At 68.2% G+C, this 16,684-nt stretch carries 15 protein-coding genes; 9 read left to right on the top strand and 6 right to left on the bottom strand.

The features are described 5' to 3' along the window. Nucleotides 1-11: 11 nt before the first annotated feature. The 5 genes from QQK43_RS10195 to xdhA form a co-directional block, all read right to left on the bottom strand. On the bottom strand, nt 12-281 hold the full coding sequence (locus tag QQK43_RS10195; protein WP_284307670.1) for a DUF167 domain-containing protein: 270 nt from the start codon (nt 279-281) through the stop codon (nt 12-14). 1 nt (nt 282) lies between these two features. Further along, nucleotides 283-621, bottom strand: coding sequence for a zinc ribbon domain-containing protein YjdM (locus QQK43_RS10190; protein ID WP_234263749.1), 339 nt, complete (start codon nt 619-621; stop codon nt 283-285). Between the two features lie 63 nt (nt 622-684). Further along, the gene (locus tag QQK43_RS10185; protein ID WP_284307669.1) at nt 685-1,320 is read right to left on the bottom strand and encodes a LysE family translocator; all 636 of its coding nucleotides are present in this window, start codon (nt 1,318-1,320) and stop codon (nt 685-687) included. Nucleotides 1,321-1,333: 13 nt separating this feature from the next. After that, on the bottom strand, nt 1,334-3,655 hold the full coding sequence (gene xdhB / locus QQK43_RS10180; protein WP_284307668.1) for a xanthine dehydrogenase molybdopterin binding subunit: 2,322 nt from the start codon (nt 3,653-3,655) through the stop codon (nt 1,334-1,336). After that, nucleotides 3,652-5,151, bottom strand: a complete 1,500-nt coding sequence (gene xdhA / locus QQK43_RS10175) for a xanthine dehydrogenase small subunit (protein ID WP_370465253.1) — start codon at nt 5,149-5,151, stop codon at nt 3,652-3,654. Before xdhA ends, xdhB begins: the two co-directional genes overlap by 4 nt. 95 nt (nt 5,152-5,246) lie before the next feature. Between xdhA and QQK43_RS10170 the strand changes: the two genes are divergently transcribed. The 9 genes from QQK43_RS10170 (at nt 5,247) to guaD (ending at nt 15,895) form a co-directional block, all read left to right on the top strand. Continuing rightward, on the top strand, nt 5,247-6,200 hold the full coding sequence (locus QQK43_RS10170; RefSeq protein WP_284307666.1) for a LysR family transcriptional regulator: 954 nt from the start codon (nt 5,247-5,249) through the stop codon (nt 6,198-6,200). Nucleotides 6,201-6,234: 34 nt separating this feature from the next. Beyond that, the gene (locus QQK43_RS10165; RefSeq protein WP_284307665.1) at nt 6,235-7,776 is read left to right on the top strand and encodes an ABC transporter ATP-binding protein; all 1,542 of its coding nucleotides are present in this window, start codon (nt 6,235-6,237) and stop codon (nt 7,774-7,776) included. Next, nucleotides 7,763-8,818 (top strand): ABC transporter permease, encoded by a 1,056-nt coding sequence (locus QQK43_RS10160; protein WP_284307664.1) that lies wholly within the window; start codon nt 7,763-7,765, stop codon nt 8,816-8,818. Before QQK43_RS10165 ends, QQK43_RS10160 begins: the two co-directional genes overlap by 14 nt. A gap of 12 nt (nt 8,819-8,830) precedes the next feature. Then, nucleotides 8,831-9,751 carry an ABC transporter permease gene (locus QQK43_RS10155; RefSeq protein WP_234263742.1) on the top strand — a complete coding sequence of 307 codons (921 nt, stop codon included), beginning with the start codon at nt 8,831-8,833 and terminating at the stop codon, nt 9,749-9,751. Nucleotides 9,752-9,803: 52 nt separating this feature from the next. After that, nucleotides 9,804-10,949, top strand: coding sequence for a BMP family ABC transporter substrate-binding protein (locus tag QQK43_RS10150; RefSeq protein WP_234263741.1), 1,146 nt, complete (start codon nt 9,804-9,806; stop codon nt 10,947-10,949). 157 nt (nt 10,950-11,106) lie between these two features. Continuing rightward, nucleotides 11,107-12,174, top strand: coding sequence for a Rieske 2Fe-2S domain-containing protein (locus QQK43_RS10145; protein WP_234263740.1), 1,068 nt, complete (start codon nt 11,107-11,109; stop codon nt 12,172-12,174). A 126-nt stretch (nt 12,175-12,300) separates the two neighbouring features. Beyond that, on the top strand, nt 12,301-13,308 hold the full coding sequence (locus QQK43_RS10140; protein WP_234263739.1) for an adenosine deaminase: 1,008 nt from the start codon (nt 12,301-12,303) through the stop codon (nt 13,306-13,308). A 96-nt stretch (nt 13,309-13,404) separates the two neighbouring features. Beyond that, nucleotides 13,405-14,517: a BMP family ABC transporter substrate-binding protein gene (locus QQK43_RS10135; protein WP_284307663.1), complete on the top strand. Its 1,113-nt coding sequence runs from the start codon at nt 13,405-13,407 to the stop codon at nt 14,515-14,517. Nucleotides 14,518-14,614: 97 nt separating this feature from the next. Beyond that, nucleotides 14,615-15,895 carry a guanine deaminase gene (gene guaD, locus QQK43_RS10130; protein WP_284307662.1) on the top strand — a complete coding sequence of 427 codons (1,281 nt, stop codon included), beginning with the start codon at nt 14,615-14,617 and terminating at the stop codon, nt 15,893-15,895. Nucleotides 15,896-15,943: 48 nt separating this feature from the next. On the opposite strand, the gene QQK43_RS10125 is transcribed toward guaD, so the two are convergent. Then, a complete protein-coding gene (locus tag QQK43_RS10125) occupies nt 15,944-16,624 on the bottom strand; it encodes a GntR family transcriptional regulator (RefSeq protein WP_284307660.1) in 681 nt (226 codons plus the stop codon). Between the last annotated feature and the right edge of the window lie 60 nt (nt 16,625-16,684).

Here is a 16,684-nt window from a genome sequence, read left to right as displayed (position 1 = left end):
CGGCCGCCGACTCAGGACGGTGGCAGGCTCAGCAGTGCGCGCAACCGGTCGTCGGTGAGGCCGTCCACGTTCACGCGTTTGGTGCGGCCCGAACTGCCCAGCTCGATCGTGACGGCCGACTTGGGAACGCCACACAGCCCGGCCAGAAAGCCGATCAGCGCCTGGTTGGCCGCGCCATCCACCGGCGGCGCCTTGAGCTGTATCTTGGGTTTGCCGTCGTGCAGGCCGACCAGTTGCGTCTGCTTGGCGCCGGGCTGGCAGTAGACGACGATGCGCGCCACGTCAGCTTTTGCGCACGAATGCCGACTTGAGCTGCATCGCGCCGAAGCCGTCGATCTTGCAGTCGATGTCGTGGTCGCCCTCGACCAGGCGGATGTTCTTGACCTTGGTGCCGACCTTGATGACGGCCGACGAACCCTTGAGTTTGAGGTCTTTGACCAAGGTCACGCTGTCGCCGTCGGCGAGCACGTTGCCGAAGGCGTCTTTCCAGACCCGGGCCTCTTCGGCGCCGGCGGGGGCCGCATCCGGGCTCCACTCGTGCGCGCATTCGGGGCAGATCAGCAGCGCACCGTCTTCATAGGTGAGGTCGGAATGGCATTGGGGACAGGGAGGCAGACTCATGCGCCGATCATAAACAGCGTCTCCAGGGCGGCCCCGACGCCCCGAGGGGCTGGCTGGCCGGCCTCAGGCGCTGCCGCGCCGCGCCGCCAGCAGCCCCACGCCGGCCACGCCGAGCAGGCTGCCACAGAGGCGGTTGAACAGACGCTGGCGGTGCGGTGCCGAGAACCAGCGGCGCAGGTGGCTGCCGATGTAGGCGTAGGCAGCAATGGCCACCCACTCCAGCAGCAGGAACAAGGCCCCCAGCACGGCAAACTGGGGCAGCGATGGGCGCGCCGGATCGACAAACTGCGGCAGGAATGCGGTGAAGATCAGGATGGCCTTGGGGTTGCCGGCCGCCACCAGGCATTCCTGCCGGGCCAGCGCAAACAGGCTGCACGTGCGGGCCGGGGTGGCCACGGTTTGTGCAGCGGGCGCCGCGCGCCAGAGCTGGACCGCCAGCCAGAACAGGTACAGCGCGCCGGTGACCTTGACCACCAGGAACAGCTTTTCCGACGCCTGCAATGCCACGGCCAGGCCGGTGGCCGCGATCGCAATCATGCCCACGAAGGCCAGGATGCGGCCCGCCCCGGCGGCGCAGGCGGTGGCAAAACCGTGCTGCGTGCCGTAGCTGACGGACAGCAGGTTGTTGGGCCCCGGGGCCATGTTCAGCGCGAAGCAGGCCGGGATGAAAAGCCAGAGGGTGTCGAGATCGAGCGGCATGCGCGGATGTTAGTCAGCTGCAGGCCCGCAGCACCTCTTCGGCTGTGGCGGGGGCGTTCATCGCCTGCGGCCGCCCGCCGGCCTGCGCGACCGCGTCGCGCAGCGCCTCGAACACGCTGATGCCCAGCATGAAGGGCGGCTCGCCCACAGCCTTGCTGCCGTGCACGTTGTCCTCGCGGTTGGGCTCGGGCCACAGGGCCACGTTGAAATGCGCGGGAATGTCGCCCGTGGCCGGGATCTTGTAGGTGCTGGGCGCGTGGGTCTGCAGATAGCCCTTGCCGTTCCAGACCAACTGCTCCGTCGTCAGCCAGCCCATGCCCTGCACGAAGCCGCCCTCGATCTGGCCGATGTCGATGGCCGGGTTGATGCTGCGGCCCACGTCGTGCAGGATGTCCACCTTCAGCACACGGCTCTCGCCGGTCAGCGTGTCGATGGCGACTTCGGTCACCGCCGCGCCGTAGGCGAAGTAGTAGAACGGCCGGCCCAGCATGGTCACCTTGTCGTAGTGGATCTTGGGCGTGCGGTAGAAGCCGTCGCTCCAGAGCTGGATGCGGTTGGCATAGGCCGCGCCGACCACCGCTTCCCAGGTCCGCGTGGTCTTCTCGGTGATGACCTGTCCACCTTCAAAACGCACCGCGCCCGCGCCCACGCCGTCGAGCCCGGCGACGAAGGCCGCCAGGTTCTGGCGCACCTGGCGCGCCGCGAACTGGGCTGCGCGGCCGTTCAGGTCGGTGCCGCTGCTGGCGGCGGTGGCGCTGGCGTTGGGCACCTTGCTGGTGTCGCTGGCGGTGGACAGCACACGCTCGAAGGGCACGCCCAGTTCGTCGGCCACGATGGCCGCGACCTTGGTGTTCAGGCCCTGGCCCATCTCGGTGCCGCCGTGGTTCACCTGCACGCTGCCGTCGGTGTAGACGTGCACCAGCGCGCCCGCCTGGTTGAACAGGGTGGCGGTGAAGCTGATGCCGAACTTGACCGGCGTGAGCGCGATGCCGCGCTTGATGACCGGGCTGCCGGCATTCCACTCCGCGATCTGCTCGGCGCGTTCGCGGTAGTTCGCGGTCTGCGCCAGCGTGGTGATCAGCGGCTGCAGGATGTTGTCCTCCACCGCCATCTGGTAATGCGTGACGTTGCGCTCTTCGATGCCGTACAGGTTGGCCAGCCGCACGTCCAGTGCGTCGATGCCCAGGTGGCGCGCGATGTCGCCCATGATGCGCTCGATGACGATCACACCTTGAGGTCCGCCGAAACCGCGGTAGGCGGTGTGGCTCTGCGTGTTCGTCTTGCAGCGGTAGGAGTGGATGGCGACATCTTCCAGGTAATAGGCGTTGTCGGCGTGGAAGATGGCGCGGTCGGCGACCGGGCCCGACAGGTCGGCGGAAAAACCGCAGTTGGCCAGCATGTCCAGTTCCAGCCCGCAGAGCCGGCCGGTGTGATCGAAACCCACCTGGTACTGGTAGGCAAACGGGTGGCGCTTGCCGGTGATCATGAAGTCGTCGTCGCGGTCCAGCCGCAGCTTGACCGGGCAGCGGAAGGTCTGTGCCGCCACGGCGGCCCACACGGCCAGGTGGCCGGCCTGCGTTTCCTTGCCGCCGAAACCGCCGCCCATGCGCCGGCATTCCACCGTGACCGAATGGTTGGCCAGGCCGAGCGCGTGCGACACCCAGTGCTGCACCTCACCCGGGTGCTGGGTGCTGCTGTAGACCCACCACTGGTTCTGCTCCAGCGGCAGCACGTAGGCGATCTGGCCTTCCAGATAGAAGTGTTCCTGGCCACCAACCTCGAAGGCGCCGGTCAGCGTGTGCGCCGCGCGCTGCAAGGCGGCGGCCGCGTCGCCGCGGGTCACGTGCACCGGCGGCAGCACGTAGCTCTGTTGGGCGTGTGCCTGCTGCGGCGTCAGCACGGGCTCCAGCGCTTCGATGTCCCACTTCACCAGCCGGGCGGCGCGGCGTGCGGTCATCACGTCGTCGGCCACGATCAGCCCGCCGACCTGGCCGAGGAACTGCACCGTGCCTTCGGCGAACACGGGCTCGTCGTGGGCGAAGGCGGCCAGCATGCGGTCGCCCGGAATGTGCTCAGGGCCGATGAAGCCACGCACGCCCGGCACCGCCAGGGCCGCGCTGGCGTCGAGCCCCTTCAGGCGGCCATGCGCCACCGGGGAACACACCGGCGCGGCGTGCAGGGTGCCGCGCACCTCGGGGATGTCGTCGATGTAGGTCGCGGCGCCGGCCACCTGGGCGCGGGCACTTTCGTGGAAGCGCGAAACGCCGGCAGCGGCGTTGGTGCCACCAAGGGGGGCCTTGTTGTCCACCACGAGTTTCAGGTCGGGAGCGTTCATGTCAGGGCCTCTACGTTCTGGAGGCTGTCCAGCTGGATGACGGCAGCCCCCTGGCTTTCCAGCCAGAGCCGTCGCAGCAGGTTGCCCAGCACGGTGGTGCGGTAGTGGGCGCTGGCGCGCATGTCGGAGATGGGCTGGAACTCGTCGCGCAAGGTCGCGGCGGCGGCCATGATGGTGTCTTCGGACCAGGCTTGGCCGGTCAGGGCCGCTTCGGTCCGGCGCGCCCGCACGGGGGTGGCGGCAACGCCGCCGGCGCCGATCGACGCCATGGTCACGCGGCCATCGGTGATGCCGAGGCGGATCGCCAGGCACACGGCCGAAATGTCGTCGTCGAAACGCTTGCTGATCTTGTAGACCCGCACCTGTTCTTGCGCGGTCGGTCGCGGCACCTTGATCCAGGCCAGGATTTCGTCTGGCCGCATGACGTTCGTGCGGTAGCCGGTGTACAGGTCTTCCAGGGGCAGCTCGCGATGGGCGATCTCGCCGCCGGCCGCGGTCTTCTTCCAGCGCATCAGCACGATGCTGGCGCCCAGCGCAATCAGCAGCGGCATCGAGTCGCCGATGGGCGAGCCGTTGGCCACGTTGCCGCCCAGCGTGCCCGAGTTGCGCACCGGCAGCCCGGCGAAACGCTGGCCGAAGGTCTTGAGCTGGGGACGTTCTTTCACCAGGGCGGCGAACGCGTCGGTCAGGGTGACGCCCGCGCCGATGGCGATGTGGTGCGGGTAGGTCTCGATGCGCTGCAACTCGCGGGCGCCGGTCACGTCGAGCACGCGCTCGAAACGCTTGTGCATCTTGGTGACCCACAGGCCGACGTCGGTGCAGCCCGCCACGATCTGGGCCTTGGGGTGGGCCGCGCGGGCTTGCAGCAGTGCGGCCAGGGTGCCGGGGCGCAGGTAGGGCGTGTCGGTGGCCGGCTTCTTTTTCAGTGCCTTGAGCGCGGTCACGGTGTCGGCTTCGTCCACGCCACAACCGGCGGGCAACGGCAGGGCGCCCATGCTCTGTGCCGCGTCAAGAATGGGGCGGTAGCCGGTGCAGCGGCACAGGTTGCCCGAAAGGTCGGCTTGCGCCTGTTCGCGCGTGATGCCCTGGCCACCGCCGGTGTTCTGGTACATGCCGAACAGGCTCATCACGAACCCGGGGGTGCAGAAGCCGCACTGGCTGCCGTGGCAGCGCACCATGGCTTCCTGGCTCGGGTGCAGATCCCCGGCGGGCGAGGCCAGGTCCTCCGCCGTCCACACGGCCATGCCGTCGACCGAATGGGCCAGCCGGATGCAGCTGTTGATGGCCTTGTAGGTGAGCTGGCCGTTCACCACTTCGCCCAGCACCACGGTGCAGGCGCCGCAGTCGCCTTCGCCGCAGCCTTCCTTGGTGGCGGTCAGGCGCAGGTCTTCGCGCAGCACCTCCAGCAGCGTGCGGTCGGGGGCGACGTGCGAAAGCGTCACGGGTTCGCCGCGGCGCAAAAATCTCAGGGTTTGTCCGGGGGCAGGGGGTTTCATGCGTGCCAGCATAGCGCCCGCCCCCGTGGCACAACATATGCTCAAACGTATGACGAAAATGCCCAAACCCCCATCTGCGCATACAGTCGGCGGGTATGAAATACGAGCCCATGTTCGACAAGATTGACCTGCACCTGATTCGCGTGCTGCACACCGTGCTCACGGAGCGCAGCGTGTCGCGGGCAGCCTTGCGGCTGGGCATGTACCAGCCGGCGGTCAGCGCGGCGCTCAAGCGCCTGCGCGAACTGGCCGGCGATCCGCTTTTGGTGCGCTCCGGCTCCAACATGGTGCCCACGGTGGCGGGCCTGCGCATGATCGAGCCGGCGGCCGACATCCTGCGCAGCGCCGAGACCCTGTTTTCCGAGGCCCGGGCCTTCGATCCGGCCACCGCGCACCACACCTTCAGCCTGGCCGCCAGCGACTATCTGGACCCGCTGTTTCTGCCGCAGCTGGTGTCGCAGGTGAAGGCGGCAGCGCCCAACTGCCACATCGAGATCCACCCGCTGTCGGCCGACGCCGACTACCGCAGCCACCTGGCCCAGGGCCAGTACGAGGTCGTGATCGGCAACTGGCTCAAACCCCCGGACGACCTGCATCTGGGGCGCTTGTTCGGCGACGAGGTGGTCAGCCTCGTGGCCAGCCACCATCCGGCGGTGCGCCGGGGCTGGGATCTGGAGGCCTGGCTGGCGGCGGAACACATCGCGCCGACCCCCACGCACCCGGGCGCCCGGGGCGTGATCGACGACCACCTCGCGGCCCAGGGCCTGACCCGCAACATCACCGCGCGCTGCCCGCATTTCGGGCTGATCCCGTCCATGGTGGCTGGCAGCCTTCTGGTGCTGACCACGGGCCGGCAGTATTGCGAGCGTTTCGTCGGCGCGCTGCCGGTGCAGATCCTGCCGTGCCCGCCGGTGTTTCCCCGCATGATGTATTACCAGCTCTGGCACGAGCGCACCCACTCGTCCAACGCCGGTCGCTGGCTGCGCGAGCAGATCAAGAGCGTGGCTGCCGCCTTGCGCGGCACCCTGCCCGAGGCCGCGGCCGCCTGACCCCCCCCAACCCGATAACGAGAAGGAGATCGCCTTGACGACCCCCCGATTGCAGCTGTCCGGCATCACCAAGCGCTATCCCGGCGTGGTGGCCAACAGCAACGTGTCGCTGTCCGTCGCCCCGGGCGAGGTGCATGCCGTGCTGGGCGAGAACGGCGCCGGCAAGTCCACGCTGATGAAGATCATCTACGGCTCGGTCAAACCTGACGAGGGCTCGGTGATGTTCAACGGCCGGCCGGTGCACATCCGCAACCCGCAGGAAGCGCGCGCGCTGGGCATCAGCATGGTGTTCCAGCATTTCAGCTTGTTCGACACCATCACCGTGGCCGAAAACGTCTGGCTCGGGCTGGACAAGTCGCTCACCCTCGCCGAGGTCAAGGCCAGCATCTCGGCCAAGGCGGCCGAGTACGGTCTGGACATCGACCCGGCGCGGCCGGTGCACACGCTCAGTGTGGGCGAGATGCAGCGCGTGGAGATCATCCGGGCGCTGCTGACCAATCCGCAACTGCTGATCCTGGACGAGCCCACCTCGGTGCTGACGCCGCAGGCGGTCGAGCGCCTGTTCGTGGTGCTGCGCAAGCTGGCGTCCGAGGGTTGCAGCATCCTCTATATCAGCCACAAGCTGCATGAAATCCGCGAGCTGTGCAACGCCTGCACGGTGCTGCGCGGCGGGCAGGTCACCGGCGTGTGCGACCCGCGCCAGGAAAGCAACGCCTCGCTGTCGCGTCTGATGATCGGGGCCGAACCGCCTGCGCTGGCCGAGCGCGCGCAGAACCCCGGGGCCGACGTGCTCCAGGTCCAGGGCCTGACGCTGGCCAGCGACGATCCGTTCGGCACCCACCTGGCCGACATCGCCCTGACGGTGCGCGCGGGCGAAGTGGTCGGCATTGCCGGTGTTTCGGGCAACGGGCAGGGCGAACTGCTGTACGCGCTGTCGGGCGAAGACCGGCGCGCGCCGGCCGGCAGCATCCGGGTGCTGGGCAAGGACGCTGCGCGCATGGGCCCCGGCCGGCGCCGCGCGCTGGGCCTGCATTTCGTGCCGGAAGAGCGGCTGGGCCGGGGCGCCGTGCCCACGCTGTCGCTGTCGCAGAACCTGTTGCTGTCGCGCCGCGACGCGGTCGGCGCCGGCGGCTGGCTTCGGCTGGGGGCGCTCAAGGCCCAGGCCGAAGACATCATTGCGCGCTACCGGGTCAAAGCCAACGGGCCCGACGCGGCGGCCAAGTCGCTCTCGGGCGGCAATCTGCAGAAGTTCATCGTGGGGCGCGAGATCGAGGCCAAGCCCAAGCTGCTCATCGTCAGCCAGCCCACCTGGGGGGTGGACGTTGGCGCCTCGGCCCAGATCCGCGGCGAAATCCTGAAGCTGCGCGATGCCGGCTGCGCGGTGCTGGTGGTCAGTGAAGAACTGGACGAGCTGTTCGAGATCAGCGACCGCCTGCACGTGATCGCCAAGGGGCGCCTGTCGCCCAGCGTCGACCGTGTCGACGCCACGGTGGAGCGCATCGGGGAATGGATGTCGGGCCTGTGGGGCACCGGCGCACAACAACCGTCCGAGGAGTCCGCCCATGCTGCGGCTTGAAGTCCGTCCCCAGCCTTCGAGGCGCTGGGGTTATGCCTCGCCGCTGCTGGCGCTGGCGATCACCGTCGTGATCGGGGTGATCCTGTTCGCCGTGCTCGGCAAAGACCCGGTGCGCGGGCTGCAGGTGTTCTTCTGGGAGCCCATCAAGAGCACCTACGCACTGTCCGAACTGATGGTCAAGGCCACGCCGCTGCTGATCATCGCGCTGGGGCTGGCGGTCTGCTTCCGCTCCAACGTGTGGAACATCGGCGCCGAGGGACAGTACCTGATTGGCGCCATCTTCGCGGCCGGCGTCGCGCTCACCGCCGACAAGACCACCGGCGGCTGGATCGTGCCGGCCATCATCGCCGCAGGGGTGGTGGGGGGCATGGTCTGGGCCGGCATCACGGCCCTGCTGCGCGACCGCTTCAACGCCAACGAAATCCTGGTCAGCCTGATGCTGGTCTACGTGGCGGTGCAGGTGCTCAACTACCTGGTCTACGGCCCCTGGAAGGACCCCGGCGGCTACAACTTTCCGCAGACCAAGACTTTCGAGACGGTCACCCAGATCCCGCGCCTGGTGCCCGGCTCGCGCCTGAACATGGGGCTGCTGCTGGCGCTGGCGGGCGTGGCGGCGGTGTGGGTGTTCCTGTTCCGCACCTATTCGGGCTTCGCCCAGCAGGTGGGCGGGCTGGCCCCGGCCGCGGCTCGTTACGCCGGGTTTTCGTCGCGCAAGGCGTTGTGGATCGCGTTGCTCACTTCCGGGGGCATGGCCGGCATGGCCGGCGCGCTGGAAGTGGCCGGCCCCATCGGCCAGCTCACGCCCTATGTGCCGGCGGGCTACGGATTCGCGGCCATCATCGTGGCCTTCGTCGGCCGACTGCACCCGGTGGGCATCGTGTTCTCGGCGATCCTGATGAGCATGTTCTACATCGGCGGTGAACTCGCGCAGTCGCGCCTGGGCCTGCCCAAGTCGATCACCGGCGTGTTCCAGGGCCTGCTGCTGTTCGCGCTGCTGGCTTGTGACACCTTGATCGCGTATCGCCTGGTCTGGAAAAAATAAGGAGTCGCTGACATGGAATCCACCGCACTCCTCATCGCCGCCTCGCTCAATGCCGGCACCGTGCTGGCCATCGCCTCGCTGGGCCTGCTGATCAACGAAAAGGCCGGCATCGTCAACCTGGGCGCCGAGGGCATGATGCTCTGCGCCGCCCTGGCGGGCTTCGCCACCGTCGTGCACACCGGCAGCACCGTGGCGGGCCTGGGCGCCGGCATGCTGGCCGGCGCCTTGCTGGCCGCGCTGTTCGGCGTGCTGGTGATCTGGCTCAACACCAACCAGTACGCCACCGGGCTGGCGCTCTCGCTGTTCGGGGCCGGCTTCTCGGCCTTCGCCGGCACCGCCTACGTGCAGGAAAAGCTGCCCGAGCAGATGCGCTTCGCCGTGCCGGTGCTGTCCGACATTCCGTTCGTGGGACCGGCGCTGTTCAGGCACCACCCCATGGTCTACGTCTGTGTGGCGCTGGTGCTGGGGCTGATCTGGTTCCTGTGGCGCACCCGCGCCGGTCTGGTGCTGCGCAGCGTGGGCGAAAGCCCGGAATCGGCCCATGCCCTGGGTTACCCGGTGCGCCGCATCCGGCTCATGGCGGTGATGGCCGGCGGCGCGCTGTGCGGGCTGGCGGGCGCCTATGTGTCCACGGTCTACACCCCGCTGTGGGTGGAAGGCATGATCGCTGGCAAGGGCTGGATCGCCCTGGCCCTGACCACTTTCGCCACCTGGCGGCCGGCGCGTGTGCTGCTGGGCGCCTACCTGTTCGGCGGCGTGACGATGCTGCAGTTCCACCTGCAAGGCATGGGCGTGAACGTGCCCAGCCAGTTCCTGACCATGATGCCTTACGTGGCCACGATCGTGGTGCTGGTGCTGATTTCGCGCAACCCGACTTGGATTCGCATCAACATGCCCGCATCGATCGGAAAACCGTTCTACCCGGGCGCATAATCTTTGGCTTCCGGTTTCCTTTTCTCCTTTTTCTACCCACCAAGAGGTTTCCATGACTGACCTGAACAAGCGCTCCCTCATGAAGCTTGCGGCCCTGACGGCCGTGGCCAGCGCCGCCCTGATCGGCTGCGGCAAGAAGGAAGAGCCGGCACCGGCGCCCGCCCCGGCCCCTGCCGCCGAAGCCCCCAAGGCCGAGCCGCTGAAGGTGGCGTTTGCCTATGTCGGCCCGGTGGGTGACGGCGGCTGGACCTTCGCGCACGACAACGGTCGCAAGGCGCTGGAAGCCGAGTTCGGCGACAAGATCGTGACCAGCTTCGTCGAGAACGTGCCCGAGAGCGCCGACGCCGAGCGCGTGCTGCGCGATCTGGCCAGCCAGGGCAACAAGGTCATTTTCGGCACCACCTTCGGCTACATGGAGCCCATGCTCAAGGTCGCTGCCGACTTCAAGGACGTGAAGTTCGAGCACGCCACCGGCTACAAGCAGGCCGAGAACATGCGCACCTACGACAGCCGCACCTACGAAGGTGCCTACATGGCGGGCGTGATTGCCGGCGCCATGACCAAGACCAACACCCTGGGTGTGGTGGCTTCGATCCCAATCCCTGAAGTGATCCGCAACATCAACAGCTTCACGCTGGGTGCGCAGTCGGTGAACCCGAAGGTCAAGACCAAGGTGGTGTGGGTCAACGGCTGGTTCGACCCACCGAAGGAAACCGAAGCCGCCACCTCGCTGATCAACGGCGGTGCCGACGTGCTGATGCAGAACACCGACTCGTCGGCCGTGCTGCAGACCGCCGAAAAAATGGGCAAGCGTGCCTTCGGCTGGGATTCCGACATGACCGCTTATGGTCCCAAGGCCCACCTGGGTTCGGCCGTGATCAACTGGGGGCCGTACTACATCAAGGCCGTCAAGGATGCGCTGGACGGCACCTGGGCCGGCAACAGCGGCGTGTGGTGGGGCCACAAGGAAGGCGCCATCGACATGGTGTCCGTGGCCGAAGACGTGCCGGCCGAAACCAAGGCCAAGATCGACGAGATCAAGGCCGGCCTGAAGGACGGCAGCTTCCACATCTGGAAGGGCCCGATCGCCGGTCAGGACGGCAAGGAAGTTCTGGCGGCCGATGCGGTGGCCGACGACGCATTCCTGGGCGGGATCAAGTTCTACGTCAAGGGCGTGGAAGGCAAGCTGCCGAACTGAGTTCACCCACCGCGCCGCTTCGCGTCACCCCCCTGAAAGGGGGGCGATGCCAGTGGCCCGGCAAAGCCGGTTCCACGGCATCCTGGAGCGAAGACCCGCGCGCCGGAAACACCTCAACGCCGCTGCTCCCACAGCGGCGTTTTTCTTTGGAGGTCGCATGATCGAACAACAACTCTGGCACCCGGTCATTGCGGGCATGCACCTGCGCGACGCGCCGTTGGCGGTCACGCTGCTGGGGCAGCCGCTGGTCCTGTGGCGCGAGCACGGGCACGAGGGCCAACCCGGCGTGGTGCACGCCTGGGCCGACCGCTGCCCGCACCGCGGGGCCCAACTGTCCCTGGGGCGGGTGCTCACCCACCTGCACGGCGCGCGGCTGGAGTGTCCCTACCATGGCTGGCAGTTCGCTGGCGATGCTGCGGCGGCGCAGGGGCACCAGGGCACGCCGGTGGCGGTGGGTCGCTGCGTGCACGTGCCTGCGGCGCCGGCCTTCGAGCCACCGGCTGCCCACTGCGCGCAGGTGTTTGACGCCCAGGAACGGCACGGACTGGTCTGGGTGCGCCTGGAGCGGCCAGACCTGTCGCAACTGCCGGCTTCCCTGTCGCAGCCGCCCGCGTTCGAGCCCTGGGCCGATCCGCTGTGGCGCCAGGTGCTGTGCGGGCCCTACGAGGTCGCCACCAGTGCGCCGCGCCTGGTGGAAAACTTTCTCGATCTGAGCCATTTCGGTTTTGTGCACGAAGGCTGGCTGGGTGCGCGCAGCCATGCGCAGGTGGACACGGGGCGGGTCGAGGAGGGCGTGGACGGCGTGCTGGCGCGCGAATGCAAGGCCTGGCAGCCGCGTGCCTATGCGGGCGCACAGGACGGCGCCTGGATCGCCTACCGCTACAGCGTGCCCCACCCGTTTGCCGCGATCCTGCGCAAGGACGCGGCCGATGGCGACCCGGTGAGCAACGCCATCGCCCTGTTCATCCGTCCCGACGGCCCCGAGGCCTGCACCGCCTGGTTTGCCATGGCGACGCTGGGCGATCTCTCGGACGACGAAGAGTTGCGCCGGTTTCAGGACACGGTGTTCGGGCAGGACAAACCCATCGTCGAATCCCAGATGCCCAAGACGCTGCCGATCGGCCTGTCGGGCCGGATGGCCGAGGTGCACGGGCCGGCCGACCGCATGTCCAGCGCCTACCGCCGCTACCTGGCGCGCACCGGCATTGCGCTGGGGGTATCCTGACGCTCCCCTGCGCCGCTTTGCGGCTTCCCCTCTCCGTAGCGCGCCTGCGGCGCTTCGAGAGCGGACGGCACCTGTGGCCCGGCAGAGCCGGTTCTGCGGTACCCCTGGACAAGAAAGACCTGTGACATGAACCCCACCGAACTCGCCCGCGCCATCCCCAAGGCCGAGCTGCACATCCACATCGAAGGCTCGTTGGAGCCCGAGCTGATTTTTGCGCTGGCGCAGCGCAACGGCGTCGCGCTGGCGTACTCCAGTGTCGAGGCACTGCGTGCGGCCTATGCCTTCACCGACCTGCAGAGCTTTCTCGATATCTACTACGCGGGTGCCAGCGTGCTGCTCACGGCGCAGGACTTTCACGACATGGCCTGGGCCTACTTCCTGCGCGCCCAGGCCGATCACGTGGTGCACGCCGAGCTGTTCTTCGATCCGCAGACCCACACCGCCCGCGGTGTGCCCATGGCGGCGGTGATCGAGGGGCTCGCGGGCGCGTGCCGGCGCGCGGAGCAGGAGCTGGGCATCAGCGCCGCGCTCATCCTCTGTTTCCTGCGCCACCTCAGCGAAGCCGACGCCTTTGCCACGCTGGAAGCGGCCCTGCCGTACCGACAGCATTTCATCGGCGTGGGCCTCGATTCGAGCGAGGTCGGGCATCCGCCCGAAAAGTTTCAGCGCGTGTTCGCGCGCTGCCGCGACCTGGGGCTGCGGGTGGTGGCGCACGCGGGCGAAGAGGGGCCGCCCGAATACATGTGGCAGGCCATCGACCTGCTCAAGGTCGACCGCATCGATCACGGCGTGGCCGCGATGCAGGACCCGCTGCTCATGGCCGAGCTGGCACACACGCGCCTGCCGCTGACCGTGTGCCCGCTCTCCAACCTCAAGCTGTGCGTGGTGGACGACCTGCGCGATCACCCGCTCAAACGCATGCTCGACGCGGGCCTGTGCGTGACCGTCAATTCGGACGATCCTGCCTACTTCGGTGGCTACCTGAACGCCAACTATGTGCAGACCACCGAGGCCTTGTCGCTGTCGCGGGCCGACGTGGTGGCGCTGGCCAAAAACAGCTTCGAGGCCAGCTTCATCGATCCGGCGCAGCGCAGCGCCTTTCTGGCTGCGGTGGACCGCGTGGCGGCGGGCTGAGCGCGTTCGGCCCCCCGGCGCTACAATGACCGCCAGCGAGCCGGTGCTTCCCCGGCTCGCTTTTTTTGTCTTTCGGAAGCCATGTAGAGGAACACCATGTACAAAAACCTCGTGGCCCGGGCCGGCTGTGCCCTGGCGGTCAGCAGCCTGGCCGTCGCCACCTTGTTTTCTCCGATCTCCACCCGCGCCCAGACCGCACCTTCTGCTCCGGTCAAGGCCGCTTTCGTCTATGTGGCGCCGCTCACCGAGGCGGGCTGGGTGCGTCAGCACGACGAGGGTCGCAAGGCCGTCGAAGCCGCGCTGGGGACCAAGGTGCAGACCACCTATGTGGAGAACGTCGCCGAAGGCCCCGACGCCGAGCGCGTGATCCGCGACCTGGCCCAGCAGGGCCACCAGATCATCTTCACCCCCAGCTTCGGCTACATGGAGCCGACGCTCAAGGTGGCGCGCGAATTTCCCCAGGTGAAGTTCGAGTCCATCACTGGCTACAAGACCACCCCGAACGTGGCCACGGCCAACGCGCGCTACTACGAAGGCCGCTACCTGGCCGGGGTGGCGGCCGGGCGCCTGGCGACGCAGGCCGGCTACGTGGCGGGTTTCCCGATTCCCGAAGTGGTGCAGGGCATCAATGCGTTTCTGCTCGGCATGCGCTCGGTCAATCCGCAGGCCACGGTGCGGGTGGTGTTCCTCGGCGAGTGGTTCAACCCCGCGCGAGAACGCGAGGCGGCGATGACGCTGATCAACCAGAGCGCCGAGGTGCTGGCCTTCCACACCGGCTCCAACGCGGTGATGGTGGCTGCGCAGGAGCGTGGCAAGCTGGCCGTGGCCTACCACTCCGACATGCGCAAGGTCGCGCCCGATGCCCAGGTGGTGGCGGTCACCCACCGCTGGGGCGATTACTACACCCGGCGCGTGCGTGCCGTGATCGACGGCACCTGGGCCAGCACCAGCCTATGGGGCGGCGTGCGCGAAGGCATGATCCGTGTCGAAGGCTTCGGCTCCCGCGTGCCCAAGGCGGTGCAGGCCGAGGTGGAAGCCCGGCAGGCCGATCTGGCCAGCGGGCGCCTGACCGTGTTCGGTGGCGGTGCGCACGGGGTCCGGGACAACGAGGGCCGCATGGCCGTTGCAGCGGGCCAGTCGCTGGACGACGCGGCGATCCTGGGCATGAACTGGCTCGCCGACGGCGTGATCGGCCGCATCACCCGCTAGGGGCGACCTTCGGCGCCGGGGCCGGCGCGGGTGGCTGCATGGAGACTATGCTGCACCCGGTATGCGCGCTGGCGGTGGTCCCGCTATCCTTGAGGGGATGAAAGCCTACCGCGCCGCTCTGCTCCGTTTCGATGAACACCAGCATCCGCTCTACGATGCCGATGGTCTGCTGGTGATCGGCCCGGATGCCCACGGGCGCCAGGTGGTGCGCGCTGCCGGCACCCACGCCGACCTGGCTGGGCGCTTTCCGGGCGTGGCGGTCGAAGACCTGCGTGGCCTGCTCATCGCACCGGGCTTCGTCGATCTGCACGTGCACTACCCGCAGACCGACGTGATCGGCGCGCCGGCTGCGGGTCTGCTGCCCTGGCTGGAGCACTACACGTTCCCGCACGAGTCGCGCTTTGCCGACAAGGCCTATGCCCGGGGCGTGGCCGACTTCTTCTTCGACGAGCTGGCGCGCCATGGCGTGACCACCGCACTGACCTTTGCCACCTCCCACCCGACCTCGGTCGATGCGGCTTTCGAAGCCGCCCAGGCGCGGGGGCTGCGTTTCATCACCGGCAAGGTGCTGCAGGACCGCCACAGCCCGGACGGCGTGCGCGATGACACCGAGCAGAGCCTGATCGATACCGAAGCCCTGATCCGCCGCTGGCACGGGGTGGACCGCCTGGGTTATGCCATCACGCCGCGTTTCGCGCCCACCAGCACCTCGGCCCAGCTGCACGGTGCCGGGGAACTGGCCGCGCGCTACACCGATGTGTGGATCCAGTCGCACGTGGCCGAAAACCGCGACGAGGTGAAGTGGGCGGCCGAGCTGTTCCCCGCCTCGCGCAGCTACCTGGGCGTCTACGATGACTTTGGCCTGCTGCGCCGGCGGGCGGTCTACGCGCACTGCATCCATCTGGACGATGGCGATCGCCGGCTCATGGCCGAGTCTGGCACCGCGGCGGCGATCAGCCCCACGAGCAACCTGTTCCTGGGCAGCGGTTTTTTCGACTACCAGGCGGCCGACGCGGCCGGCATGGGCTACGGCCTGGCCAGCGATGTGGGCGGGGGCACCAGCTTCTCGCCGTTCCACACCATGCTGGCCGCCTACTACGTGGGGCGCGAAGGGCACACCAAGCCGGGCCTGAGCCTGACCCCGGCGCAGCTGTGGTGGCAGCACACCGCCGGTGCCGCGCGCGCGCTGGACCTGGAGGGCGTGGTGGGCAACCTGCAGCCCGGTTGCGAGGCCGATTTCGTGGTGCTCAACCCCAAGGCCACGCCGCTGCTGGAGCGCAAGACGGCCCAGGCCGAAAACCTGGATGAACTGCTGTTTGCCCTGATCGTGCTCGGTGACGATCGGCTGGTGGCGCGCACGGTGATCGGTGGGCGCTGACAGCCAGGGCGCCACGGCCTTCGCCGGTGCGCGCGCAGCGCATTCTGGCTATGCGGGCATGGCGGCCAGGATCGTTTCCAGGGTGCGCCGGACGTGCGTCTGCATGAGTTGCGATGCCTCGTCCGCGTTCCGGTTCAAGGCTGCGGTCACGATGGCCTGATGTTCCCCGTTGATGTCCCGGTCACGGGGGTGCAATGACAGGAACAGTCGGCGGTAGCGATCGCTGATGTCGTACAGGTTCAGGCAGTACTGCATCAGCAAAGGGGACGCACAGGCCTGGATCAGTGCGGTGTGGAACTGGCGATGCCAGTGCTCCCAGTCGCCCAACTGATCGGGCAGCCATCGCTGCGACTCCAGTTTGCGCAACTGGTGGTGCGTGGCCACCAACTCCCGCTCCCAGACGTCGTCGCCCAGTTCGATGGCGCGGCGCAGCGCCTTGGGTTCCAGCAGCAGGCGCATGTCCAGCACGTCGCTCAGTTCGTGGCGGGAAATGGGGGCGACGTGGTAGCCCCGGCTGCCATCGCTGACGACCAGCCCTTCAGCCACCAGCGCGGACAGGCTTTCCCGAAGCGGGCTCCAGCTGACGTCGAACTCTGTTCGGAGATCTTCCAGCCGCAACCAGGTGCCTGGGCGCAGGGTGCCCTGAAGGATGTCAGCCTTGATGCGGTTGCCGATCACGGTGGCCCGGGTGGCCGTTCCGCGGCCTTTTGGGGTGGTGTTGGCCGTCACGGTGTCGTCGGGGAGGGACGTGGCTGGATGGTGGGGGGCGGGCCTGGGTAAGCGATCGCA

Origin of the sequence: Hydrogenophaga electricum, from assembly GCF_030160815.1 — a bacterium.
Taxonomy (GTDB): Bacteria; Pseudomonadota; Gammaproteobacteria; order Burkholderiales; family Burkholderiaceae_C; genus Hydrogenophaga; species Hydrogenophaga electricum.
The sequence above is the reverse complement of the archived record's forward strand: the minus strand, read 5'-3'. Positions and strand labels throughout refer to the sequence as shown.